This window comes from Thermanaeromonas sp. C210 (assembly GCF_013167955.1).
In the GTDB taxonomy this organism is placed as follows: Bacteria; Bacillota; DSM-521; order Neomoorellales; family Neomoorellaceae; genus UBA12545.
Window position 1 is genome coordinate 49,357 of record NZ_BLWF01000003.1, and the last position, 24,763, is coordinate 74,119.

24 protein-coding genes and 1 other RNA gene are annotated in these 24,763 nt (G+C 59.0%); 22 read left to right on the top strand and 3 right to left on the bottom strand.

The features are described 5' to 3' along the window. The first annotated feature begins 60 nt into the window (after nt 1–60). From secD to TAMC210_RS07745, 13 genes are all read left to right on the top strand, one after another. Complete coding sequence (gene secD, locus TAMC210_RS07685) at nt 61–1,332, top strand: protein translocase subunit SecD (RefSeq protein ID WP_254388589.1); 1,272 nt, start codon at nt 61–63, stop codon at nt 1,330–1,332. Nucleotides 1,333–1,338: 6 nt separating this feature from the next. After that, a complete protein-coding gene (secF, locus tag TAMC210_RS07690) occupies nt 1,339–2,238 on the top strand; it encodes a protein translocase subunit SecF (protein ID WP_173298232.1) in 900 nt (299 codons plus the stop codon). Between the two features lie 13 nt (nt 2,239–2,251). After that, nucleotides 2,252–2,701 (top strand): hypothetical protein, encoded by a 450-nt coding sequence (locus tag TAMC210_RS07695; protein ID WP_173298233.1) that lies wholly within the window; start codon nt 2,252–2,254, stop codon nt 2,699–2,701. A 228-nt stretch (nt 2,702–2,929) separates the two neighbouring features. Continuing rightward, complete coding sequence (locus TAMC210_RS07700; protein WP_173298234.1) at nt 2,930–3,835, top strand: cation diffusion facilitator family transporter; 906 nt, start codon at nt 2,930–2,932, stop codon at nt 3,833–3,835. Further along, entirely contained in the window at nt 3,836–6,670 is a 2,835-nt protein-coding gene (recJ, locus tag TAMC210_RS07705; protein ID WP_173298235.1) for a single-stranded-DNA-specific exonuclease RecJ, read from the top strand. Then, nucleotides 6,640–8,841: a RelA/SpoT family protein gene (locus TAMC210_RS07710; protein WP_173298236.1), complete on the top strand. Its 2,202-nt coding sequence runs from the start codon at nt 6,640–6,642 to the stop codon at nt 8,839–8,841. The genes recJ and TAMC210_RS07710 overlap by 31 nt, the downstream gene beginning before the upstream one ends. Before the next feature lie 182 nt (nt 8,842–9,023). Further along, a complete protein-coding gene (dtd, locus tag TAMC210_RS07715; RefSeq protein ID WP_173298237.1) occupies nt 9,024–9,473 on the top strand; it encodes a D-aminoacyl-tRNA deacylase in 450 nt (149 codons plus the stop codon). A gap of 174 nt (nt 9,474–9,647) precedes the next feature. Further along, nucleotides 9,648–10,271: an MBL fold metallo-hydrolase gene (locus TAMC210_RS07720; protein ID WP_173298238.1), complete on the top strand. Its 624-nt coding sequence runs from the start codon at nt 9,648–9,650 to the stop codon at nt 10,269–10,271. Between the two features lie 12 nt (nt 10,272–10,283). After that, a complete protein-coding gene (hisS, locus tag TAMC210_RS07725) occupies nt 10,284–11,555 on the top strand; it encodes a histidine--tRNA ligase (protein WP_173298239.1) in 1,272 nt (423 codons plus the stop codon). Next, complete coding sequence (gene aspS / locus TAMC210_RS07730; protein WP_308791916.1) at nt 11,556–13,340, top strand: aspartate--tRNA ligase; 1,785 nt, start codon at nt 11,556–11,558, stop codon at nt 13,338–13,340. A gap of 553 nt (nt 13,341–13,893) precedes the next feature. Then, nucleotides 13,894–14,078, top strand: a non-coding RNA gene (ssrS, locus tag TAMC210_RS07735) — 6S RNA. 26 nt (nt 14,079–14,104) lie between these two features. Beyond that, nucleotides 14,105–14,809: a tRNA threonylcarbamoyladenosine dehydratase gene (locus TAMC210_RS07740; RefSeq protein WP_173298240.1), complete on the top strand. Its 705-nt coding sequence runs from the start codon at nt 14,105–14,107 to the stop codon at nt 14,807–14,809. A 19-nt stretch (nt 14,810–14,828) separates the two neighbouring features. Further along, on the top strand, nt 14,829–15,101 hold the full coding sequence (locus tag TAMC210_RS07745; RefSeq protein WP_173298241.1) for a metal-sensitive transcriptional regulator: 273 nt from the start codon (nt 14,829–14,831) through the stop codon (nt 15,099–15,101). Here the strand turns inward: TAMC210_RS07745 and TAMC210_RS07750 are convergent. Further along, nucleotides 15,098–16,432, bottom strand: a complete 1,335-nt coding sequence (locus TAMC210_RS07750; RefSeq protein ID WP_173298242.1) for a replication-associated recombination protein A — start codon at nt 16,430–16,432, stop codon at nt 15,098–15,100. The two genes, TAMC210_RS07745 and TAMC210_RS07750, sit on opposite strands and share 4 nt — an antisense overlap. Before the next feature lie 238 nt (nt 16,433–16,670). On the opposite strand from TAMC210_RS07750, the gene TAMC210_RS07755 reads away from it, so the two are divergent. The 8 genes from TAMC210_RS07755 (at nt 16,671) to TAMC210_RS07790 (ending at nt 21,785) form a co-directional block, all read left to right on the top strand. Next, nucleotides 16,671–17,120: an RrF2 family transcriptional regulator gene (locus tag TAMC210_RS07755; protein ID WP_173298243.1), complete on the top strand. Its 450-nt coding sequence runs from the start codon at nt 16,671–16,673 to the stop codon at nt 17,118–17,120. 23 nt (nt 17,121–17,143) lie between these two features. Further along, nucleotides 17,144–18,310: a cysteine desulfurase NifS gene (gene nifS / locus TAMC210_RS07760; protein ID WP_173298244.1), complete on the top strand. Its 1,167-nt coding sequence runs from the start codon at nt 17,144–17,146 to the stop codon at nt 18,308–18,310. 39 nt (nt 18,311–18,349) lie between these two features. Then, a complete protein-coding gene (gene nifU / locus TAMC210_RS07765) occupies nt 18,350–18,739 on the top strand; it encodes a Fe-S cluster assembly scaffold protein NifU (RefSeq protein WP_173298245.1) in 390 nt (129 codons plus the stop codon). Nucleotides 18,740–18,749: 10 nt separating this feature from the next. Beyond that, the gene (gene mnmA, locus TAMC210_RS07770) at nt 18,750–19,832 is read left to right on the top strand and encodes a tRNA 2-thiouridine(34) synthase MnmA (protein ID WP_173298246.1); all 1,083 of its coding nucleotides are present in this window, start codon (nt 18,750–18,752) and stop codon (nt 19,830–19,832) included. A gap of 59 nt (nt 19,833–19,891) precedes the next feature. Then, entirely contained in the window at nt 19,892–20,368 is a 477-nt protein-coding gene (locus TAMC210_RS07775) for a PRC-barrel domain-containing protein (protein WP_173298247.1), read from the top strand. Beyond that, on the top strand, nt 20,334–20,528 hold the full coding sequence (locus TAMC210_RS07780) for a hypothetical protein (RefSeq protein ID WP_173298248.1): 195 nt from the start codon (nt 20,334–20,336) through the stop codon (nt 20,526–20,528). The genes TAMC210_RS07775 and TAMC210_RS07780 overlap by 35 nt, the downstream gene beginning before the upstream one ends. 6 nt (nt 20,529–20,534) lie before the next feature. Continuing rightward, complete coding sequence (locus TAMC210_RS07785; RefSeq protein ID WP_173298249.1) at nt 20,535–20,717, top strand: YtxH domain-containing protein; 183 nt, start codon at nt 20,535–20,537, stop codon at nt 20,715–20,717. A gap of 84 nt (nt 20,718–20,801) precedes the next feature. Beyond that, nucleotides 20,802–21,785: an AI-2E family transporter gene (locus TAMC210_RS07790; protein WP_173298250.1), complete on the top strand. Its 984-nt coding sequence runs from the start codon at nt 20,802–20,804 to the stop codon at nt 21,783–21,785. Between the two features lie 3 nt (nt 21,786–21,788). Here TAMC210_RS07790 and ccsB read toward each other — a convergent pair whose 3' ends face one another. After that, a complete protein-coding gene (gene ccsB, locus TAMC210_RS07795; protein WP_173298251.1) occupies nt 21,789–22,592 on the bottom strand; it encodes a c-type cytochrome biogenesis protein CcsB in 804 nt (267 codons plus the stop codon). 4 nt (nt 22,593–22,596) lie between these two features. Further along, nucleotides 22,597–23,595: a cytochrome c biogenesis protein ResB gene (locus TAMC210_RS07800; RefSeq protein WP_173298252.1), complete on the bottom strand. Its 999-nt coding sequence runs from the start codon at nt 23,593–23,595 to the stop codon at nt 22,597–22,599. A 642-nt stretch (nt 23,596–24,237) separates the two neighbouring features. Here TAMC210_RS07800 and TAMC210_RS07805 point away from each other — a divergent pair. Then, on the top strand, nt 24,238–24,753 hold the full coding sequence (locus TAMC210_RS07805) for an RsbRD N-terminal domain-containing protein (RefSeq protein ID WP_173298253.1): 516 nt from the start codon (nt 24,238–24,240) through the stop codon (nt 24,751–24,753). Nucleotides 24,754–24,763 lie beyond the last annotated feature (10 nt).

Sequence of the window (24,763 nt, forward strand, 5' to 3'; positions counted from 1 at the left end):
CGTGGGGGAGAGCTATAATGACGTGGTTAGTTCGGCCGTGCAGCAGAGGGGGAAGGGAGTTTGACGGGAGGAAGTAAGAAAACCTTTAGGGCCGTCGCCGTTTTTCTGGCCATCCTGGCCCTGGGGGTAGGTGTTCTACCCCCTTTAATCCGGTCCATGAAACTGGGCCTGGACTTAAGGGGCGGGGTGCACATCGTAGTGGAAGCCAAGGACACCGCTGACCACCAAGTGACGGATGAGGATATGGAGGCCCTCCGCCGGGTCATGAGCAGCCGGGTGGACGAACTGGGCCTCGCCGAGCCGCTGATCCAGCGGGAAGGCAGCCGTCGCCTCATCATCGAACTGGCAGGGATCAATGATCCCGAGGAAGCCGTAAAGGTAATTGGGAAAACGGCCCTGCTGGAATTTAAGACCGCCGACGGCCAGGTGGTGGTAAGCGGCAAGGATTTGAGGGATGCCAAGGCCATTATTGATCAGCAGACTAATGAGCCCATGGTAACCCTAAAGTTCAATGACGAGGGGACCAAGAAGTTCGCCGAAGTTACGGCGGAACTGGTAAAGCAGTACAGCCTGAATGATCCGCGGAGGCATATCGGGATTTACTTGGATAATGAACTCTTGACCAATCCCGTAGTGCGAGAGGCTATTCCCAACGGCGAAGCGGTGATTAGCGGCGGCTTTGCCGATTTCAAAGAAGCGGCCGACCTGGCGGCCCTTTTGCGGGGCGGCGCCCTGCCGGTGCCCGTCGAGATAGAGGAACGCCGGGCCGTGGGACCGACCCTGGGACAGGACTCCCTGCTTAAGAGCAGGAACGCCATCGTCGTCGGGCTAATCGCCATTGCCCTTTTCATGCTTATTGTATACCGTCTACCCGGCCTGGTGGCCGATTTTTCCTTGATCGTATATGCCGTAATCGTCCTCGCGGCTTTATGGGCCCTGAAGGCCACCTTGACGCTGCCGGGCATCGCCGGTTTGCTCCTGTCCGTGAGCATGGCGGTGGATGCCAACATCATTATTTATGAGCGCCTGAAGGAAGAGTTGCGGAATGGCAAGACCTTGCGCGCTGCGGTAGAGGCGGGCTTTACCAGGGCTTTTGCTACCATCTTTGACTCTAACACTACCACTGTGCTGGCTGCCGTTGTCCTTTACTTTCTGGGAAGCGGGACCATCCGGGGTTTTGCCGTCACCCTAGTGTTAGGCATCGCAGCTAGCATGTTTACGGCCATTACGCTGACCAGATTCTTGTTGCGCCTCCTTGTCAATATACCGGCCTTCCAGGATGTGCGGTTGTACGGGGTAAGGCGGGAACCTTCGGTCGAGGCAGAGGGGTGAAGGCTGTTGGACTTCGTAGGTAAACGTAAGCTCTGGTATTTCCTTTCCATATTGGTGATTATTCCGGGGATTATTGCCATGGCCACCCACCGGCCGCCGTTAAACCTGGGCATCGACTTTACCGGCGGGAACCTACTGCAGGTTAAATTTGAGCAGCCGGTGGAAACGTCTCAGGTCCGGGAGGCTTTGAAGGAGTTTAACCTAGAGCAGGCCTCCATTCAGACGGCCGGACCCAACGAGTTCCTGCTCCGGACTCCGGTGCTGACGGAAGAAGAAAGCACCAGGATGCTGGATAGCCTGAAGGAAAAGTTCGGCAACCTCGATATTAAGCGGAATGAGAGGGTAGGAGCAGTAATCGGCGCCGAACTGACGCGAAAGGGGCTATATGCCCTGGCCCTGGCGACCGTGCTAATGGTTATTTATATCGGATTCCGTTTTGAATTTCTCTTCGGCATCGCCGCAGTGGTGGCCCTGCTCCACGATGTGCTGGTCACCGTTGGCCTTTTTGCCCTCTTCCGATGGGAGGTTAACAGTGCCTTCGTGGCGGCCATCCTGACCATCATCGGGTATTCCATTAACGATACCATTGTAATTTTTGACCGGATCCGGGAGAACCTCCGGCTGCGCAAGAAGGAGAGTTTGGAAGAGCTGGTCAACAAGAGCATTGCCCAGAGCCTCACCCGGTGTATTAACACGGTGACTACCGTTGTGATGGCTCTGCTGGCCCTGCTGATATTAGGAGGAGATACTACCAAATTCTTTGCTTTGACCCTTCTTATTGGTACCGTCAGCGGTACCTACTCATCCATCTTTACCGCCAGCCCCCTGTGGATCGATTTGCGTAACCTAACTCAGGGACGGAGGCGGACCGCCCGGGCCAAGGTTCGCCGGGCGACGTCCCCTTAAGGAGGGGCCGAGGGTGGTTTTCCTCTGGGGGGTATTCCTCGTCGTGGTTTTGGCCGCAGGCCTGTTCTATCCATGGACAGGCCTGTTCGCCCTTCTGGCGGCCGTTTTAACTTATGCCCTGCACGCACCCCCCGGTGGACTTATGCTTATACTGTTACTGGTAGGTGCGGTTCTGGCCGTTGGGTTGGTAGCGGTACCTGGGCTGCTCGGTCCCAGGCGGCTCCCGGACCCCAGCCGGGTGATGGCCGCCGGCCTGGCTGCCCTGCTGGTGGGAGGAGCCTTGGCGGGACCTCGCTGGGGAGTGGCCTTGGCCGGTCTGGCGGGGGCCAGGGAGTTGTTGCTCCTCAAGGAACAGGGCAAGTTTGGCAGATACTGGAGCCTTTTGGCTGCGTGGTTGGCCCCCCGGGTAGGGGTGCTGATCCTGTGGACTCTCCATTTAATCCAGGTGGTCGGTTCTCTGTAGTGGTAAATCTTGCGGCCCGACGGTTTTCAGTGTTACAATGGGAACAAGGCCTGGAAAGGACAATGGTTGCGTTGGCAAGGGTAGGCCCGCTTTTCCAAGGGTGATTAACCTGGCAGGTGCGGGCCGGAGGCGGAAGCCCGCACGCGATAGGGGGAAGTAGCGGAGCGGTAGGACTTCATCGGGACGAAGGATGAAGTCCAATTTTTTAAAGTCAAGGGGACGATTTCCGTGGACGAGCGGGCGAGGGCGGCCAGGATATCGGTGGTGTCCAACGCCTTTCTGGTGCTCCTGAAATTGGCCACCGGACTGGCCACCAACTCCTTGAGCGTCATTTCCGAGGCCATCCACTCGGGAATGGACTTATTGGCGGCGGTAATTGCCTATTTTTCGGTAAGGGAGGCCAGCAAGCCGGCCGATTTCGAGCACCGCTACGGCCATGGTAAAATCGAAAATGTGGCCGGCACTATTGAAGCCCTCCTCATCTTTGGGGCCGCCATGGCCATCATAGCGGAAGCTGTAAAAAAGCTGCGGCTGGGGGCGGAAGTGATTCAGCCGGGAATCGGTATGGCCGTCATGGGCTTATCGGCCCTCATTAATCTATGTGTTTCCCGCTATCTCTTTAAGGTTGCGGAAGAGACCCAGTCGGTGGCCCTGGCAGCCGATGCCTGGCACCTGCGCACGGACGTATATACTTCGGCAGGCGTTATGGTGGGGCTGGTGGCCATCGAGATCACGGGCCTTAACTGGCTGGATCCCCTGGCTGCCCTGGTGGTGGCCGCCCTCATTCTGGCGGCGGCTTACCGGTTGACGCGGGAAGCCTTTACTCCCTTAATGGACGTTTGCCTGCCGGAGGAGGAAGAGCGCTTGATCAAAGACATTATAAGCTCCTATGCCGACCAGTATGTGGAATTTCACAAGTTGCGCACCCGCAAGTCCGGCCGGGAGCGCCAAATCGATTTACACTTGGTAGTTCCCGGACGCCAATCAGTGGCCCAGGCCCACCGGTTAAGTGACAGGATTACGGCGGCCATCAAGGCCGCCTTACCCTATACCGAAGTTCTCATCCACATTGAACCCTGCGAGGAAGATGAGGGCTGCCGGGGATGCAACACCTGCCCCAGGGAGGAGGGCTGAATGTCGAGGTCCCTGTGGAAAGTCCACCCGCCGGATTTTATCCTCCAGGGAACCCTGGCCCGGGCCCTGAACATATCGCCGGTCACCGCCCAGGTCCTGATAAACCGGGGGGTTAAGACGGTAGAGGAAGCCCGGACCTTTTTGACCGGAGGAGTAGAAGATTTGAGTTCACCTTATGCCCTACCGGGGATGGAGCAGGCCCTAGAGCGCCTGAGCCGGGCCGTGCGGGCCGGGGAAAAAGTTTTGGTGTACGGAGACTACGATGTGGACGGGCTTACGGCGGCTGCTATTTTGGGGGAAACCCTCGAAAAGTTAGGGGTGGTAGTGGAGTTTTACATTCCCCACCGCCTGGAGGAAGGTTACGGGCTGAAGATAGAAGGGCTCTCCTGGGGCCTCCGGCAGGGGTGTACTCTGGCTGTCAGTGTCGACTGCGGCATCACCGCCGTGGGGGAGGCCGCCTGGGCCGCAGAACACGGCCTGGACCTGATAATCACCGATCACCACCGGCCTTCCGGCGAGCTTCCCGCCGCCCTGGCAGTGGTGAACCCCTGGCTGGCTCCCGGACGGAGCACCGCCCTGGCCGGGGCCGGGGTGGCCTTTAAGGTGGCCCAAGGGTTGGCGCAGCTTTTTGACCTGTGCCCCGAGGGGATACCTGCCGGCTGGGCCCTGGACCTGGCGGCCCTGGGGACCGTTGCCGATGCCGTGCCCCTCCTGGGGGAGAACCGGATTCTGGTACGTGCCGGGTTGGAGGTGCTTAAGGAGGCCAGGAGGCCAGGGATAAAGGCCCTCCTGGAAGCAGCCGGCCTCAAACCTGAGGAGTTAAGCGCTGAAAGAATAGCCTTCGGCCTGGCGCCGCGCCTCAATGCAGCCGGGCGGCTGGGTTCGGCCCGGCCCGCCCTGGATTTGCTCCTCACCCCCTCGGCGCAACAAGCCTGGGAGCTGGCCCAGACCCTGAACCGGGAAAACCAGACCCGTCAGCTCCTAGAAGAACAAGTGCTGGCCGAGGCGCTGGCTCAGGCCCAAGCAGCTCTGGAGCGGGGAGAACCCGGGGTGGTCCTGGCCTCCCCCGGGTGGCACCCGGGAGTGCTGGGAATTGTAGCGGGCAGGCTGGCGGAGCGCCTGGGCCGGCCGGCTATTCTCATCGGCTTGGGGCCGGAGGGCAGGGGCCGGGGTTCCGGACGCAGTGCCATGGGCATCGATCTTTTTAGCGTTGTACAGATTTGTCGCGAGTACCTTTCCGCCTTCGGAGGCCACGGACAGGCCGTGGGCCTGGAAATAGCCGAGGACCAGGTCGCCCCCTTTCGCGAAGCCTTTCTTGCCGCCCTGGAGGCGGCCTGCACCGGGGAGGTGCCCCAACCCTTGCTACACTTGGAGGCGGAGGTACTGTTCAGCCAGATAGACAAGGGTCTAGTGGAAGAATTAGAGGGTCTGGCCCCCTTTGGCGAGGAGAACCCGCGTCCCCTCTTCCTGTACCGGGGAGCGGAAATTGCCGCCTTACGGGCGGTGGGGGCCCAGGGAGTACATATTAAATTCAGGCTCCTGGCCGAGGGGCAAGAGCTGCCTGCCATCGGCTTTAACATGGCCCTGCCTCAGGGCGTGGGAGAAGGGAGCAAAATAGATGTGGCCTTTCGGCCGGTTGTAGACCGGTATAACGGCCGCGAAGAAGTGGAATTGGTGGTGGCAGACCTGCGGCCCGCGGAGTCCTCTCCCATCGTCGTGGTGGGGGAGGAAAAGCCCCGCGACAACGAGGGGCCAGGGATAGTCACTTACCCGGAAGCAAGAGAAGGGAGCCGGGAAGGGGAAAGCAGGGAGTCGCCTACCTGGGCAGCAGCCCTTCTGGGAGAGCTGGGCGAGCATTTGAGGCAGGGTAGGATAGCAGGGAGTTTGGTATTCGCCTCGGGCCGGGGAGTCCTGGCCTGCTACTACGGATTAAGGCGCCTGCTGGCCCTTCCGGAACGGGAGCTGCGGCCGTGGGGGCCGTGGTTACCGGAGGAAGAACTGAGGCCTGGAAACCACTGCCCGGGGATTATCCTGCAACCTATAGAGTTGTTTAAGATAGCAGGGATGGAACATGAGGGGTGGCAGCTATGGTCCCCGGAAATAGGCGAGGGCGTGCCGAGGGCGCAACCCTGGAGCCCCGCCGGTCGGCCTGGGGCCATCAGTATTGAGGACCCGATAAGCTGTGCCTTGGAGAGGGCATCTAGGGGAGAGCGGACGCTCCTTTACGCCGCTGATTACCCGCAGGCCCGAAGGCTGGCCCGCTTCTTCCGGCAGCAGGGGCTAAAGGTGGTGCTGGACGAAGGCTTAACCGTCCATCAGGAAGCCTTGGTCCGCCGGGCCTCCCTCGCCGGAGAGGTGTGTCTCCTGGTGGGGGTGGGTTCCAGGCCGGCGTGGTTTTACCCGGCGCAGACGGTAGTCTTCGCTTACCTTCCCCGGGGACGGGAGGAAATGGAGCTAAGCCTGCCGCCGCAACCGGCGCGGCCGCAAGTCTACCTGGGGGGCCGGTTTCTGAACCAGGAACCTCCGGAAATGTCGGGCTTACGGCCCTTTCTCGGGCGCCTTTACCGGCGCCTGGCAGCGTTGACCTCCGGGAGGGAAGGGGTTTACCTGGATAGGAAGATGCTGGGCGGATACTTGGTCCGGTGCGGTGTGAATGTCCTGGAAGAATTGGGATTAGTACAGTTAACAGAAGATTCCAGGGGAACGAGGGTACGGCTGACCGCCGGGACCAAGGGGAAGCGGGACCTACATAACTCGTGGCGCTACCGTCAACTCTGCCGGGATTATAAACTGGCAATGGATTTATGGCGGGAGCTCCGGGGTTTAAGGAGGTGAAGGTTGTGGACCTCCAGGGGTTGGAGAGGCAGATCCTCCTTTATTATCCCGACGCCGACTTGCAGCTTATCCGCAGGGCTTACGACTATGCCCGGAAGGCCCATGGTGATCAGAAGAGGTATTCCGGCGAGCCCTATATCATTCATCCCCTGGCCGTGGCGGAAATCCTGGCCGAACTGCAATTGGACATTGTCACCATTGCCGCCGGGTTGCTTCACGATGTGGTGGAGGATACTGCGGTCGGCCTGGACGAAGTGCGGGAGAATTTCGGGGAAGAAGTGGCCTACCTTGTTGACGGGGTTACTAAGCTGAGCCGCCTGGAGTACAAGACCAAGGAGGAGCAGCAGGCGGAAACTCTGCGCAAGATGTTCCTGGCCATGGCCAAGGATATACGGGTCATATTGATTAAACTGGCCGACCGCCTGCATAATATGCGGACCCTGAGGCACTGCCCCCCGGAAAAGCAGCGGGAAATAGCCCGGGAAACCCTGGAAATTTACGCTCCCCTGGCCCACCGCTTGGGCATTTTTCGCTTAAAATGGGAGCTGGAAGACCACGCTTTACGCTACCTGGAGCCCGATGTTTATTACGACCTGGTAAAGAGCATTTCCAAGAAACGCCAGGAGAGGGAGGAGTATATCTACAAAGTAGCTTCCATTTTAAGGGAAAAATTGCAGGAAAGCGGGATTGAAGCGGATATTCAGGGGAGGCCCAAGCATTTTTACAGTATTTACAACAAGATGAAAAAAGACCAGAAGGAGCTAAGCGAAATCTATGATCTTATTGCCCTCCGGGTCATCGTGGATACGGTTAAAGATTGTTACGCAGTATTAGGAATCATCCATGCCCTATGGAAACCCATCCCGGGCCGCTTCAAGGATTATATTGCCATGCCCAAACCCAATATGTACCAATCCCTCCACACCACCGTTCTGGGACCCGAAGGGGAACCCTTTGAAGTTCAAATCCGCACCTGGGAAATGCACCGGACGGCCGAATACGGGATTGCGGCCCACTGGCGGTACAAAGAGGGTTATACCGTATCGGATCACGAATTCGAGCAGAAGCTCACCTGGCTGCGCCAGATACTTGACTGGCAGCGTGAGCTACGGGATCCGAGGGAATTTATGGAGTCCCTCAAGATCGACCTCTTTTCGGACCGGGTGTACGTGTTTACCCCTAAAGGAGATGTGGTGGAGTTGCCGGCGGGGTCGGTGCCCATTGATTTTGCCTACCGGGTGCATACGGATGTGGGGCACCAGTGTGTAGGGGCGCGGGTGAACGGCAAACTCGTTCCCTTAGACTACCAGTTAAAAACGGGAGACATCGTGGAGATTTTGGTGCAAAAGGGGAGCGGCCCCAGCCGGGATTGGTTGAAGGTAGTCAAGACTTCCCAGGCCAAGAACCGCATCCGCCAGTGGTTCCGCAAAGAGGAGCGGGAGAAGAATTTGGCCCGGGGCAGGGAGCTGCTGGAAAAGGAATGCCGCAAGCAGGGGCTGAACTCGGAAGAAGTTTTGAAGCCCCCCCTCCTGCAGGAGGCGGCCCGCAAGTTCAACCTGGCCACGGCCGACGACCTGGTGGCGGCCGTAGGAGACGGGGGGATTACCCCCGCCCAGGTGCTGGGGAGCCTGAGGGAGGAAATAAAGGAGGACAAAGGAGAAGAAATTGCCCGGGTGGAGGCCCTGCCCGCTGGCAAACCCTGGAACGGGTACAGCCGGCCTTCCCACGGAGTCCGGGTCAAGGGCCTGGACGACATAGTGGTGCGGCTGGCCCACTGTTGCCATCCGTTGCCGGGGGATGCTATCATAGGGTATATCACCCGGGGGCGCGGGATCTCGGTTCACCGCAGCGACTGTCCTAACGTTCTCCACCACCTTAACAATGAGGGCGAGCGCATTATTGAAGTGGCCTGGGATGGCGAGGCGGAGGCCACCTATGAGGTGCAGATCGAGGCGGTAGCCCTGGATCGTCCCCGCCTGGCCATGGATATAATGTCCGCTGTGGCCGACACCAAGACCATTATCAATTCCATCCATGCCCGGGCCACCCGTAACCATATGGCTACCGTGGACTTGAAAATCGAGATCAGGAGCCTGGAGCATTTGCAATATATTATGGACAAGATCAGGCGCATCAAGGATGTTATGGAAGTGAAACGGGTGACTCCTTGAAGTGGTGCGGCTGGGGCTTATGGCCGGACCGCCGGGCTGTTTTATCCCGGCCGGAAATGTGGAAACAGAAGGTCAGGTAGGGAACGGTGGGCCCGGCGGAGAGGGCGCGTGCAGGGCCGATAGGCAAGGCGCGGAGGGGCTGAAGACTGTCCAGGTCTTTAGCGGGAAGGGGGTGAAGGCTCTTGCGGGCAGTTGTACAGCGGGTATTGCGGGCGCGGGTAACCGTAGAAGGAGAAGAGATAGGGGCCATAGGACCCGGCCTGTTAGTCTTTCTAGGGGTCAGGTCCGGGGATACCGTCCAGGATGCCCGTTACCTGGCCGAGAAGATAGCCGGTCTGCGCATCTTTGCCGATGGGGAGGAAAAACTCAACCTCGCGGTAAAAGACGTCGGGGGCGGGGTTCTGGTGGTTTCCCAGTTTACCCTTTATGGCGACTGCCGCAAGGGACGGCGGCCCAGCTTTACTGAGGCTGCCCCTCCTGAAGTGGCGGAAGAACTGTACCGGGCATTTATTACCGCCGTGGAAGAACAGGGCCTTAAGGTTGCCAGCGGCCGCTTCCAGGCGCATATGCAGGTGGAGCTTGTTAACGACGGTCCGGTCACTCTGCTTCTGGACAGCAGCAAGTTGTTTTAGATTTTGCGGCGGGTGGAAGGGAGATGGCGGACTTTCGGCCCGGTGGAGTTAACCCGCACCGAGATCTCTCCGGAGGCGGGAATTTTCTTCCAGGCCAAACTCAAGGTCCCGGCCCTTCCCTCCGGGGGCGTGGAGTGCCGGGCTTCTGATTCTGACTTGCAGAGGGGGGTTCTTATGTTTATAGAAACTTTAGTGGTGGGAGCGCTGGCCACCAATTGCTATCTTATAGCCTGCCCCGAGACGAAGGAAGGTGCAGTCATCGACCCGGGTGCCGAAGGCAAGCGGATTCTGGCTGCTGCGGCCAAAGCTGGCATCCGGCTGCGTTATATTATCAATACCCACGGCCATATCGACCACTGCGGCGCCAATGGGGAAATTAAGGCGGCCACGGGGGCGGAAATTTTGATACACAGGGAAGACGCCGCGTACCTGACCGATCCCCGCCGCAATCTTGCCGCCTTTGCCGGGGGAATGCGCGATGGCCTGCCGGCGGATCGCACCCTGGAAGAGGGCGATGTCATCCGCCTGGGTAAAGGGTTGGCCCTGGAAGTTATCCATACTCCGGGACACACGCCAGGCGGCATCTGCCTAAAGGGAGATGGCGTGGTATTTACCGGAGATACCCTGTTCGCGGGTTCCATTGGCCGGACGGACTTTCCGGGGGGCTCCCTGGAAAAACTGCTTTCCTCCGTGCGGGAGAAATTGTTTTGCCTGCCGGACGGTTTCACCATATACCCCGGCCACGGGCCGGCTTCCACCATCGGAGAGGAAAAGGCCGATAACCCGTTTTTCTGCTGAGGGAGGTAAGGCATGTTAACCCACAGACCGCGCGGTACCGAGGACATTCTGCCGGGAGCGAGCGAAAAATGGCAGTATCTCGAAGAGAAAGCCCGCTCCCTGTGCAGGCTTTACGGGTACCGGGAAATCAGGACCCCCATTTTTGAACACACCGAGCTTTTCCTCCGCGGAGTAGGGGACACGACGGATATTGTCGAGAAGGAAATGTATACTTTCCTCGACCGGAGCGAACGCAGCCTCACCCTGCGGCCGGAAGGGACGGCGCCGGTGGTGCGGGCCCTGCTGGAACACCGGCTGTATAGCGGGGTCCTGCCCGTAAAGCTCTTCTACCTGGGACCTATGTTTCGCTACGGGAGGCCCCAGGCCGGCCGGCTGCGGCAGTTCCACCAGTTCGGCGTGGAGGTTTTCGGCAGCAGGGATCCCGGTGTGGATGCCGAAGTCATTGTCCTGGCCATGGATTTTTACCGCCAGGTGGGCCTGGAGAATACGGAGCTGCGGATTAACAGTGTGGGCTGTCCCGCATGCCGGGCGGCACACCGGGAGAAACTCAAAGCCTACCTGCGGCCCAAACTGCCCGGATTGTGTCCCACCTGTCAGAACCGCTTCGAACGAAACCCGCTGCGTATATTCGACTGCAAGAGCGAGGCGTGCCGGGAGCTGCTGGCCGGGGCTCCTACTATAACCCGTTCGTTGTGCCCGGACTGCGCCGAGCACTTTCGAAGGGTTTTGCGCTACCTCGACGACCTGGGCATGGAGTATGTCCTGGACGAAGGCCTGGTGAGGGGTCTGGACTACTATACCAAGACGGCCTTTGAAATTACCGTGCCCGACATCGGTGCCCAGAGTTCCATAGGAGGCGGCGGCCGTTACGACGGCCTGGTGGAAGCTTGCGGGGGACCTCCCACACCGGGGATCGGGTTCGGCCTCGGCCTGGAGCGCATCTTGCTGGCCCTGGAAGCCCAGGGGAAGGAGATAGAGGTAGCCGGTGGGGTGGACGTTTTGGTCGTTACGGCGGGCTCCGGTTTGGAGGGGGCGGCCATGGATTTGCTTAAGACCCTGAGGGAGCACCGCATTGCCGCCGATAAAGATTACATGGGCCGCAGTTTAAAAGCCCAGATGAAGTACGCCCACCGTTATCCGGCCAGGCTGGTCATCATTCTGGGGGAGGAAGAGCTGAAGGAGCGGAAGGTCACGGTTCGGGACCTGTTGCGGGGAGAACAGCAGGAGGTTGCCTGGGAGGACATCATACCCTATTGCAGGCGGAAGAAGGAGAGTGAAGGCTAAGTGATAGAAGGTATGGGAGATTGGTCCAGGACCCATGGCTGTGGCGAATTGAGGAAAGAACATGCGGGCCTGGAGGTCATCCTTGCGGGATGGGTTCACCGCCGGAGGGATCACGGCGGGTTAATCTTTATGGATTTGCGCGACCGCTCGGGGATAGTACAGGTGGTCTTCAACCCTGAAGTCTCAGAGCAGGCCTTTGCCAAGGCCGAAGCCCTCCGGGGCGAGTACGTCGTAGCCGTGGCCGGAGAGGTGAGCATCAGGCCGGAGGGCACGGCCAATCCCAACTTGCCCACCGGGGAAGTTGAGGTCTATGCCCGGGATTTGCGCTTACTGAACGTGGCCAAAGTGCCACCTTTTTACATTGCCGACAATTTGGAGGTAGACGAGGCCTTACGCCTGCGCTACCGATACCTGGACTTGAGGCGGCCCGAGATGCAGCGCCTGCTGGAACTGCGCTACCGCGCGACTAAAGCCATCCGGGACTTCCTGGACGGCCGGGGCTTCTGGGAAATCGAAACTCCCATGTTGACCAAAAGCACACCGGAAGGGGCGCGGGATTTCCTGGTGCCCAGCCGGCTGCACCCCGGCGAATTCTTTGCCCTGCCCCAGTCTCCCCAGCTCTTCAAACAGGTACTGATGGTGGCCGGGGTGGAACGCTACTTTCAAATCGTCCGCTGTTTCCGGGATGAGGACTTGCGGGCCGACCGCCAGCCAGAGTTTACCCAGCTGGATATGGAGATGTCCTTCGTGCGGCGGGAAGATGTTATGGGGATTACCGAAGAGCTGCTGGCCTATGTTTTTCACCGCGTCCTGGGTGTGGAGCTGGACCTCCCCTTCCCGCGGCTGACCTATGAGGAGGCCATAAGCCGCTACGGTTCCGACAAGCCCGACCTGCGGTTTGGGTTGGAGATTAAGGACATCTCGGACTTGGTTAAGAATAGCGGATTCAGAGTTTTTGCCGAAGCCGTAGGCCGGGGAGGAGTAGTACGGGGCATCAGGGCTCCGGGCTGCAGCAGCTATTCCCGCCGCGAGCTGGATGAATTGACCAGGCTGGCCGGCACCTTCGGTGCCAAGGGCCTGGCCTGGATGATTATAGAGGGGGATGGAATCCGCTCTCCCATTGCCAAGTTCTTCGACCCCGGCGAACTGCAGTCCGTCAGGGAACGGATGGAGGCACGGCCAGGGGATCTTCTCCTTTTCGTAGCCGATCAAGAGGAGACGGCCGCCTGCGCCCTGGGAGCCCTGCGCCTGGAAATGGGGCGGCGTCTGGGCCTGGTAGACGACGGGCGGCTGGCCTTCGCCTGGGTCATCGATTTCCCCCTCCTGGAATACGACGAAGAAGAGGGACGGTATAAGGCCGTCCACCATCCCTTTACCTCGCCCCGGGAAGAAGACTTGCCCCTTCTGGACCGCGAGCCGTTAAAGGCCAAGGCGCTGGCTTACGACGTCATATTGAACGGCGTAGAACTGGGCGGTGGGAGCATCCGTATTCACCGCCGGGATGTGCAGGAGAAGATGTTCGAACTCCTGGGGTTGAGGGCCGAGGAAGCGCGGGAGAAATTCGGCTTTCTCCTGGAAGCCTTTGAATACGGCGCCCCTCCCCACGGCGGCATTGCCTTTGGCCTCGACCGCATGGTTATGCTCATGGGGAGAAGGGAAACCATCCGGGACGTTATTCCCTTCCCCAAAACCCAGAGCGCTAGCTGCCTTATGACGGGTGCCCCGGGTCCCGTGGCCCCCGAGCAGCTAAAGGAGTTACACCTTACTATACGGCCGTCGAGGTAGCTGCGTTAGGAATACTCCGTTCCGGGTGTCAGGCCGCAGGACGTCCCCCTGGCCTTAATGCCGCCAGGGTTAGTCCGGCCTTCTCCCCAGGCCTTCGAGGGGAAGCCCAGGGCAGGCTTCCCCTCCTTCCGGGGTGGGGGCCGGAGAGTTGTTGGCCGGACTTCGGAGCGGTTTTGGCCGGCCGGGACCGCCTTTTTCCCGGGAAGTTAGCAACTACACGAGGGCGGCAGCTAAACCTGGGAGGTTTAGCGTGGCGGGCCGGGGAGGGAGGCCGGGGTAGGCCCGGTAGCGGAGGGAAATCCGGCGCCGAGAGCCCAGACGGAGGTGGAAGGTGGGGCCGGGACCGGGTATTTCCAGAGGGGCGGAAGCCCGGAGGGCCGGGCCTCCCCGGGAGTGTCCTAGAATTGAGCACCAGTGTCGGTGGGCGAGGCTCACCGTGGGACCCGGAGCCAAGTCCCATCTGGCCCAAAACTGGGGCTGACTAAGCTGACTTAGCGCTTGCACTAAAGGACAGTTTGTGCTAATATAGAATACGCAAAGAGGATTTTGAAGTGACACCCTGCAATGCCCGTGTTAGGGCCGCATGTTGTGAGCCAACACCAACACTTAGGGAGCCCGGACTCTGGGCGTGGCTTGTAAGCCCCCGAGGAGGGGAAACAAAAAGCGTCCAGGAGGGCACCCACCTGCGGAGAGCGGGTTCATGAAACTGCGGCACGTCACGGCATTTGTGGGGTTTTGTATTTATATGAGGTGTTTCTCAGTCTATGGAAGAAACCTTCACCGCTCGAACAGAACTCTTGATAGGCATGGAAGGCCTGGCCAAGCTCTCGCGGGCCCGGGTGGCGGTGATAGGCCTGGGCGGCGTAGGCTCCTTTGCCGCCGAAGCCCTGGCCCGGGCCGGGGTGGGATACTTGGAACTGGTGGACTACGACTACATAGTACCCAGCAACATCAACCGGCAACTTCATGCCCTCCATTCCACCCTAGGGCAGCCCAAAGTCCTGGTCATGGCCCGCCGCCTGAAGGATATCAACCCCCGCCTGACGGTGGTACCCCGGCAGGAGCGCTACGCCCCGGACACAGGCCACCTCTTCGTCCGCCGGGACCTAGACTACCTGGTGGATGCCATTGACACCGTGCGGGATAAAGTGGATCTACTGGCCCGGGCCTACAGCAGTGGAATGCGGATCGTTTCCAGTATGGGTGCGGGCAACCGCCTCGACCCGACGGCCTTGGAAGTGGCGGATATTTCCGCTACTAGGGGCTGCCCTTTAGCCAGGGTCGTTCGCCGACAGCTCCGCCGGCGAGGCATCGAAGGCGGGATAAAGGTGGTGTATTCCCAAGAAGCGCCCCGGAGGACTTCCGGCGGCGCCTCTCAAGGTAGTCGGCCGCCGGGCAGCATATCCTTTGTACCCTCGGTGGCCGGTCTGATCTTGGCCAGCATTGTAGTGCGGGAACTGCTGGAGTAAAGGGGAAAGGGGAAGGGTCGTGAGCTCCTATGCGGTGGTGAAAGACGATATTCTTCTGCGGCTGCGCAAGGTCGAGGGTCAGGTCAAGGGATTGCAGCGCATGGTGGAAGAGAATAAATACTGCGTAGATGTTTTGGTGCAGATCGCAGCCGCCCGGGCAGCCTTGAAGACGGTGGGGACCATGATCATCGAGCAGCACGTGCGCGGATGCGTGCGCAATGCCCTCGCCCGGGAGAGGGGAGACGAAATAATAGACGAATTGATTGACGTCCTCAACCGGTTTATGGCCTAGCCGTCCTTTAGCTTTCCCCTGCACCGCTGTTGCCAGGCGCGGCTGAGCTCTCCCTCCTTACCGTACGGAGAGGGTACATAAAAGGTTCTGCCTTCTAAAGAGGTCGGCAGGTAGCGCTGTTCCACCCAGCCGTTGGGATAATTATGGGGGTACTTATACCCCCGGCCGTGACCCAGAGCGGCTGCCCCTGGATAACTGGCGTCCCGCAGGTGCCGGGGTACGGGGGAAGCCTCTTCTTTTTCTACGGCGTCCAGGGCTGCGTCGATGGCCTTAATGACGGAATTACTCTTGGGCGCCAGGGCTAAGTAAAGGGTGGCCTCGGCCAGGATGAGGCGTCCTTCGGGCAATCCTACCCGCTCCACGGCCTGGGCGGCGGAGGTGGCCACCAACAGGGCCATGGGATCGGCCAGGCCTATATCTTCAGCCGCATGGACCATGAGCCGGCGGGCTAGGAAGGCAGGATCCTCGCCGGCATAGATCATGCGGGCCAGCCAGTAGATGGCAGCGTCCGGGTCGGAACCGCGGATGCTTTTGATCCAGGCCGATACTACATCGTAGTGCTGGTCGCCGTCGCGATCGTATAGGAGGGCTTTTTTCTGGGCGGCTTCTTCGGCTACGGCCAGGGTAACCCGGCGCCGGCCGTCGTCCGAGGGCGGAGTAGTTAGGGCGGCGAATTCAAGGGCGTTCAGGGCGACGCGGGCGTCGCCGTTGGCCAGCCGGGCAAAGTGCCTGAGGGCGGCCTCCTCGACCTCCAGGTTCATGGATCCCAGCCCCCGTTCCCCGTCCTCCAGGGCCCGCCGTAAAAGCTTCAGTATATCCTCCTCCCGCAGGGGCTCCAAACGGACGATGCGGGACCGGGAGCGCAGGGCCGGGTTGACGGTGAACATGGGGTTTTCCACTGTAGCGCCGATAAGGGTTATAAGGCCCTCCTCCACGTGGGGGAGCAGGGCGTCCTGAATGTTTTTGGCCCAGCGGTGTATCTCGTCTACGAAAATAAGGGTCCTTTGGCGGTAATAAACATGTCTCTCTTTAGCCGCGGCAACCACCCGGCGGATGTCGCTTATGCCGTCCAGGGCCCCGTGGAGGGATTCAAAATGGGCCCTGGTCATATCGGCTATGATGTGGGCCAGGGTGGTTTTGCCGGTGCCCGGAGGTCCCCAGAGGATAAGGGAGGTCAGGCTGTCGTTTTCAATGGCCCGGCGGAGCAGGGTGCCGGGGCCGATGACCGCTTCCTGGCCTACGAATTCGTCCAGGGTTCGGGGCCGCATCCGGACGGCCAGCGGGGCCTTCGCCCGTAGTTCGTCCCTGGCGGCCTGTTCGAAGAGATTCATAGCGAGTCCCTCGGAAGCTATAAGTTTGGCTTATTTTATTATATCACGGGCCATACCGAAGACCAATGTTGCTCCCGCCTGAGTTTACCCTGCATCTCGGCGGACGCATAAAAGGGCAGGATTCATGGAAATTTAATAAAGTATAGTATATCGCTCGGTTTTACCTTGACAATATCCGAGTAGATTGCTAAGATATAAACTACGGAAGCAAAGAAAAAGACAGGGGGGTGAGGGCATCGTGAAATTCTCCACCAGAGGGGAATACGGCCTGCGGGCCATGTTCGACCTAGCCCAGCGTTACGGCGAAGGGCCCATCTCCCTGAAAAGTGTAGCGGAACGCCAGGATATCTCCGAACACTACCTGGAACAGCTCATTGCCGCTTTGCGTAAAGCGGGGTTGGTGCGCAGCGTCCGCGGCGCCCAGGGAGGATACACCCTGTCCAAGGACCCCTCGGAAATTAAGGTGGGGGACATTATCCGCGTATTGGAAGGGCCTATTGCTCCCATGGATTGCGTTAAAGAAGAGGGGGAATGCTGTTCCCGGGCCGAAAGCTGCGTAGCCCGTACCATATGGGAAAAGGTGCGGGATAGCGTGAGCGGTGTCTTAGATTCCATTACGTTGGAAGACATGGTCATAGAGGCCAACAAGTTGCAGGAGAGTAATAACAATTACATGTACTATATCTAAATTTCGGGGAAACAGGTGAGACCATGCGACGGGTTTACCTTGACCACAGTGCTACGACGCCGGTGCGGCCGGAGGTACTGGAGGAAATGCTTCCCTTTCTGAAGGAGGAATTCGGCAACCCCTCCACCATTTACGGTTGGGGCCGCCAGGCCAAAAAGGCCCTTGAAGAGGCCCGGGCCCGGGTAGCGGCCCTTATCGGAGCCCAGCCGGAGGAAATCATCTTTACCAGCGGGGGTACCGAGGCCGATAATATGGCCCTCATCGGCGCTGCCTACGCCAATCAAAAGAAGGGGAAGCATATCATTACTTCCAGCATTGAACACCATGCCGTTTTGGATACGGCCCAGTATTTGATGCGCCAGGGCTTCAAAGTGACCTTTCTACCCGTAACACCGGAAGGGCTGGTGCGGGTAGAAGACGTTCTCCAGGCCATTACCGACGAGACTATTCTGATCAGTATCATGCACGTTAACAACGAAGTGGGCACCATTCAGCCCATCCGGGAAATCGGCAGGGTGGCGCGGGAAAAGGGTATTATTTTCCACACCGATGCCGTGCAGAGCGTGGGCAAAATACCGGTCAATGTTCAGGATTTAAATGTCGATCTTTTAACCGCCTCGGCCCATAAGATTTACGGTCCTAAAGGGGTAGGGTGCCTTTACGTCCGCAAAGGAACCCGCATCCAGCCCCTGTTGCACGGTGGCGGGCAGGAGCGCAAGCGCAGGGCGGGGACGGAGAATGTGCCCGGCATCGTGGGTTTCGGCAAGGCGGCCGAATTGGCCGGGAAGGAACTGGAGAGCGAAGGGCGCAGGTTAAGGGCGTTGCGGGATAAACTAATTGACGGCGTACTGGCTAGTATCGAGGAAACCCGGCTGAACGGTGACCGGGAGCAAAGATCCCCCATCAATGCCAACTTCAGCTTCCGTTACGTGGAAGGAGAATCCATCCTTCTCAGCCTGGATATGAAGGGAATAGCCGCCTCCAGCGGTTCGGCCTGTACTTCGGGGTCCCTGGACCCATCCCATGTTCTCCTGGCCATGGGTATCCCCCATGAAATCGCCCATGGTTCGGTGCGCATGACTCTGGGTCGGGATAATACGGAAGAGGATATCGACTATGTCCTGGAAGTGCTCCCGGAGATCATCGAGCGTCTGCGCTCCATGTCTCCTTTGTACAACAAGGGGAAGTAGGCCGGGAGGTTATTTGAGGTCGGTAAGGAGTGAGTGGAAATGTACAGCGAAAAAGTGATGGAACATTTCACCAATCCCCGCAACGTAGGGGAGATCCCGGACGCCGATGGTGTCGGGCAGGTAGGCAATCCCGTATGCGGAGACATCATGCGCCTTTTCATTAAAGTAGAAAACGGTGTAATAAAAGATGCCAAGTTCAAGACCTTCGGCTGCGGGGCGGCCATTGCCACCAGCAGCATGCTCACCGAGATGGTCAAGGGCAAGACGCTGGAGGAGGCCATGCGAATAACCAATAAAGACGTGGCCGAGGCCCTCCACGGCCTGCCCACCCAGAAGATGCATTGTTCGAATTTGGCTGCCGATGCCCTGCATAAGGCCATAGAAGATTACGAGAAGAGGAACCACAAGGGCGGTGACGTAACTGGCTAAAGGCAAGGTTATGGTGGCCATGAGCGGCGGGGTGGACAGTTCTACGGCCGCCGCCTTACTTAAGGACCAGGGTTACGAGGTCATCGGAGTTACCATGCAGATCTGGCCTGCGGATGCCCCTCCACCACCGGGGGAAACGGGATGTTGTTCTTTAAGTGCCGTAGAGGATGCCCGGCGGGTAGCTGCCCTTCTGGGCATTCCTCATTATGTGCTTAATTTCCGCGATATGTTTGGAGAAAAGGTCATTGATTACTTCGTGGAAGATTACCTTCACGGGCGCACCCCTAACCCCTGCGTGGCCTGCAACCGGTTCATTAAATTCGATGGGCTTCTGCGCAAGGCCCTGGCTCTGGGTATGGATTATGTAGCTACGGGCCATTATGCCCGCGTATGGTACGACGAGAAGCGGGGGCGTTATCTCCTGGCCAAAGGTCGCGACGCCACCAAGGATCAAAGCTACTTTTTGTACACCTTTACCCAGGAACAGCTGGCCCACACCCTGCTACCCCTGGGAGACTACACCAAGGCTGAGGTGCGGGCCATGGCGGAACGTTATGGCTTGCCCGTGGCCCACAAGCCCGAGTCCCAGGAAATCTGTTTTGTTACTACCGGTGACTACCGGCAGTTCATCCGCCAGAGGGCCCGGGTACCCATCCGGCCGGGCCCCATTCTGGATACGGGGGGACGAGTTATAGGCCGGCACCGGGGCCTGCCCTATTATACCGTAGGCCAGCGGCGGGGCCTGGGCCTGGCGGCGGGGCGGCCCCTGTTTGTGGTGGCCCTGGATCCCAGACGTAATGCCGTAATCGTGGGGGAGGAAGAAGAACTTTTTAAACCCGCTCTAACGTCGGGAGACAATAACTATATTCTATGGGCTGAACCGCCGCCGGAGGCGGAGGTTACCGTTAAAATCCGCTACCGGGCCCCCGAGGTACCGGCCCTCCTCCAGGCCGGTGGTGGGGGGCGGGCCCGGATAGTATTTAAGGAACCGCAGCGAGCGGTAACTCCTGGACAGGCGGTGGTTTATTACGTGGGTGAGCTGGTAGCAGGGGGAGGAACCATCCTGGCCCCGTGGGAGGAGGATGCGTCCTGAAGCGGGCGCATTTTTCACGCCCGCCCGGGCAATAATATCGGTTGAGCGAGGGGATTTTCTTGCCCAGAGGGAGAGAGTTGGTGGGTCTGCCCGTAGTCAGCCTGGAGGCCGGCGAAGAGCTGGGACGGGTACACGACCTGGTTTGGGATGTCGCCACTTACGGCCTGTCGGGCGTCGTCCTTACCTCCAACGGGCTTCGGAAGGGCCCCCGGTTCCTCAAGGCCAAAAAAATAAGGAATCCGGGACCCCAGGCCTTGACGGTGGACAGCAGCGCTTGCTTGGAGGACACCGTACCCGGGGAGAGCCTGCGCTGGAGGGAGTTTAAAGGGAGGAGGGTCCTCGATGCCGGGGGACGCGAACTCGGACTCTTGGAAGATGTGGAGGTGGAATGGCCCTCCGGCCGCATTGTGGCCCTGGAACTATCCCAGGGCTTGGTGAACGATCTCCTCGAGGGCCGTCGAACAATAGATGCCGCGGGCTGTTCCATTACATGGGGACCCGATGTGGTCATCCTTCATACGGGAGGTGGAGTGTAATTTGCCTACTTGTCCTGTCTGCGGCGGTAAAGCCGTGGGGCGCGTGGGGGTGGACCAGTACTACTGCTGGGACTGTCTCCTGGAATTCAACGGTCGCAATGAAGTCTTCGCCATTGCCGAAGACGGTACCCTAGTTGCCTACGACCACCGGGGGGGCTAAAAACCTATGCTGCGGCGAGGATTCTGGGGAGGGCTGCTAGCAGGGGCGGTAGTAGGTTTTTTTGTAGGGTTGATGTCCCACCCGGCTCAATCCGCCGAAGAGCCCCGGCCGCCTGCCGATGCAGCCAGCGGAACCGAGGATGGTCGTCCTAGGCGGTTGGGCGGTGTCGTTCGTTATCGTAGGAACTGAACTCGGGACCTGCTGGGTGAAGATTTTGCCATGTTTTCCCTGCACCGCAGTAAATTATGGCGCCTGGCCTTGGGGGGTATTTTTTTGGCCGGGGCTTTATTTTTTCTATATATGGTGCGGCCGATCTTTACCCCGCTGTTGGGCGCCGCCCTCCTCGCCTACTTTCTTAAGCCGGCCGTTTTAGCCCTGGAAAAGCGGGGGTGGTCCCGGGGGACGGCTATCCTGCTTTTATACTTCCTGGGTCTGGCCATCTTAGCCCTAACCCTGCTTTACGTCTTGCCCCGGCTCCTGCGGGAACTGAACAAGTTTTTGGACCAGCTCCCCGCCTTTACCGGTCAGGTTCAGGGGTGGCTACAGTATTTCTACGACCGGTACCAGCGGCCGGGCATGCCGGCGGGACTAAGGCGCCTGGTAGACGAGAGCCTGGCCATGTTACAGGGACGGATAGAGGTGGGCATCCGGCAGGCAGCCGGCCTCCTGGCCGGGGTTTTTTCGGGTCTGACCAGCATCCTTTTGGCTCCGGTCCTGGCCTATTATCTCCTCAAGGACAGCGAGGTCTTGGGCCGGAACGCCCTCCGCCTTTTACCGGCTGCCTGGCGGGAAGACTTGCTGGGGCTATGGACGGAGATCGACCGCATCCTCACCGGTTTTGTGCGGGGCCACTTGTTGATTTCTTTGCTGGTGGGACTGCTCACCGGCCTGGGTCTTTTTCTGGCCGGAAGCCCGTACGCAGTTGCTATGGGTATCATTATGGGCCTGGCGGACCTCATTCCCTATTTTGGTCCCCTCATCGGGGCCATACCCGTGGTCGCCTTAAGCTGGATGGAGTCTCCCCGCCTCGCCCTTTATGCCGTAGGGGTGATCGTGGCTGTACAACAGATCGAAACCGCGATCCTGGCCCCGCGCATCCTGGGCCAGAGCGTGGAGTTATCTCCCCTGGCCGTTATCCTGGCCGTCCTGGCGGGGGGCGAGCTTTTCGGCGTAGCCGGTCTTTTGGTGGCCGTACCTGTGGCAGCCATAGGCCGCGTAGTTTTGGGCTTCCTCTGGTCTAAATTGGTAAGCCATTAGTGTTCATATATAGCTGTGCAGACCCGGAAGCAGCAAAGATACCCCGAACAGGGTAAAGAGTACCGCTACGAACCCTGCTACCGCTATGACGGCCGCCCTTTTTCCCTGCCAACCGTAGGTCTTGCGGGCATGGAGGAAGCCGGCATAGATGAGCCAGGTGATTAAAGCCCAGGTTTCCTTGGGGTCCCATCCCCACCACCGGCCCCAAACTTCTTCCGCCCATACGGCTCCGGTGATGAGCACCAAGGTCATAAAGGCAAAACCCACGGCTGTGCACCAGTACATCAGGTTGTCCAATTTAGCCGGGGAGGGCAGGGAGAGGGAAACTTCCCTGTCCCGGGCCCTCTCTTGGAGCAAATAAATGATTCCCAGGCAAAAGGAAAGGCCGAAGGCCCCGTAGGCTATAATGGCCGTCAGTACATGAAGCTGCAGCCAGACGCTCTGCAGGGCGGGCATCAGAGGCCGGCTCTCCGACGGAAGGGTGTTGCTAAAAGAAAGGATCAGCACTCCCAGCAGGGCCACCAGAACGGTCAACAAATCGCCGGGAACATGTTTCCTGATAAAGAAGAACAGGAGGAGGAGCCCCCAGACCAAAAGGAGACTGAATTCGTATAACGTAGCCACGGGGAGGTGGCCGCTGTTAAGGGTGCGCTGGCCCAGGGCCAGGAAAAGGAGGAAAAAGGCCACAGCAATGGAGGCCAGGGACGCCCGGCCCAGCTGCCGATGGGGCTGCCACAGGAGTATTAAACTGAGGAAAAGGGCTGCCAGCAACAAAAGATAAGCCGCCAAAACATATCTTGCTTCCATGACTTCAACTTTCGCCTCCGGCTAATTTCCTTTTATCGGGTACGAGGTACCGCATAACTAGACCCAGGAGGAGGAGGGCAAAGCCCCCATAGGTAACTCCTACGCCCGGATCTTTTTTAATTTCCAGGCCGGTGTAATGGCGGTAACCGGCGAAGGTCACGGTATAGTCGCCAAGGGCCCGGCTTTCTCCCTGCCCAATGTTCTCGGCGGCGAGGATGGCCGTATCCCGGAGGAGAAGACAGGCCAATCGGGGGTTAGGAGGAAGGGGTGAAGATGGGGGCATGGCGGGGGCTCCTCCACTATCGGGGAGGAAGAAAAACCTCAGGCGCAATTTTTGGGCCTCGTCCAGGAGAAGCTCCTCGCCATGGGCCAGCTCAAAGGGGGAAACCCCGGTGTCGGCGGAGACTTGTCCCTTAACCAGCCATCCATAACTTTTTTGATAAATTTTTAATCCCTCAAATTTTAAGGGATGATTTACCTTTACCTCCTCTTCCTTGGTCGATCCCCAGCCGGTTTCTAGCCGGAGAAGGCTGATATATTGCCGGGGTTCCAGGGTGGGGTAGTATTCAATGCGGAAATCCCTGACGAATAAAGTAAAGCCGGGGAACCCGTAGGGCGCTAAGTCTACTTTGTCGCCCACTCCCAGCTCTACATAAGCGGTACGGCCCAGGTAAGCGGAGAGGACTGCTCCGGCCAAGATGAGAAGGAGGCTCAGGTGAAGGAGGACGGAGCCCCGGCCCTTCCAGCCCGTGAGTTTCTTCCACCGCCGAAGGGAGCATAGTAAAAGGCTCAGGCCCAGGAGCGAAACCAGGGTGAGGAACCACCAGCTTCGATACACATGATCAAGGGACAGGAGCAGAATGAAACTTCCCCCGGCCTCGCCGTAGTGGGCGCGGTAGAATAACGGAGGTTGACCCTGGGGGATAAGGGTGCCCAGGGAAGCCGCGGCCCCCAGGAAAAGCAAGAGGGAAAGGGCCGATTTCATGGAAGAAAGGAAGCGCAAATCCCATCACCCATTAGGCAGAGTATTCAAGACAGAGTATATACCTTACCGGGACCTCCGGTCAAACCGTTTCCCACCTGACGTATCACCACTTTCCAGCTTAGGCCTGCTTGGCTTTCGCTCGCTCCAAAAACCCTCGCGGGCCAAACTATCCCTTCACTTAGTCTCAGAGCTTAAGGCTGAGGCGGACTACCCGGCAGAATTTAAGCATCCTGTCTCAGCTGCCGGCCTCGGCCGTCCGTGGCCTCGGGTCCGCCTCTGCTTTGCCACCTGGCGCACCCCGTACTTTTTGGCCGGGCATGATTTAGCTGCCCTTCCCGCCGGCGCAAGCACCGGCCAGGGCAGTAGCGGTCTACGGGTACCGGCCAACAGCTATCAGGCGTGCCCCCGGGCTCTACGGCCGCCCCAGGGCCGCCTTCGGGCGGCGCCACCTTCCGCGGCCGTGGCCCGATATCGTTCTGGTGCCGTCCCCTTCTTTGAATATAACAAAAAAATTAGGGAACTACAGCAGGAATTCCCCCGGAAATAGCGAATAAAATTTTATAAATAACAGAAGTAGTTCTAGGAAGAACGAAAATGGCGGCTCAGTCATTGTGAAAGAAGGCATGAATCTGTTTATTCGGAGCTAAAGGATGGGTATCGGTGAATCTCCATAGTATTTTAACCGGTAAAAGAGATGCGATTCTAAATAAATGGTATGAGCGGGTCTTGCAGACCTATCCTGCGGAAACCGCCCGGTTTTTAAAAGAAGAAAAGGACCGGTTTGCCAATCCCGTAGGACACGCTATCTACGAGGGACTGGAGGGCCTCTATGGAGAACTGCTCCGGGGTCTGCAAGCGGAGCGGGTCTACCCCTGGCTGGATAAGATCCTTCGAATACGGGCGGTACAGGATTTTGCCCCTTCCCAGGCCGTAGCCTTCGCCTTCCTTTTGAAGCAGGTGGTCCGGGAGGAAATGGCGGCCGAACTGGGAGAAGGAGAACTGCCCTGGAGGGAACTGCTGGAATTCGAGTCCCGGGTCGATGAGCTGGCGGCCCTGGCCTTTGACGGGTACATGAAGTGCCGCGAGGAGCTCTTTGCCATCAGGGTCAAGGAGATAAAAAACCGGACGTCCCGCCTGTTGCAGAGGGCCAATTTAGGTGTAAATCTTTTTGAGTAAGAGGGTGTGA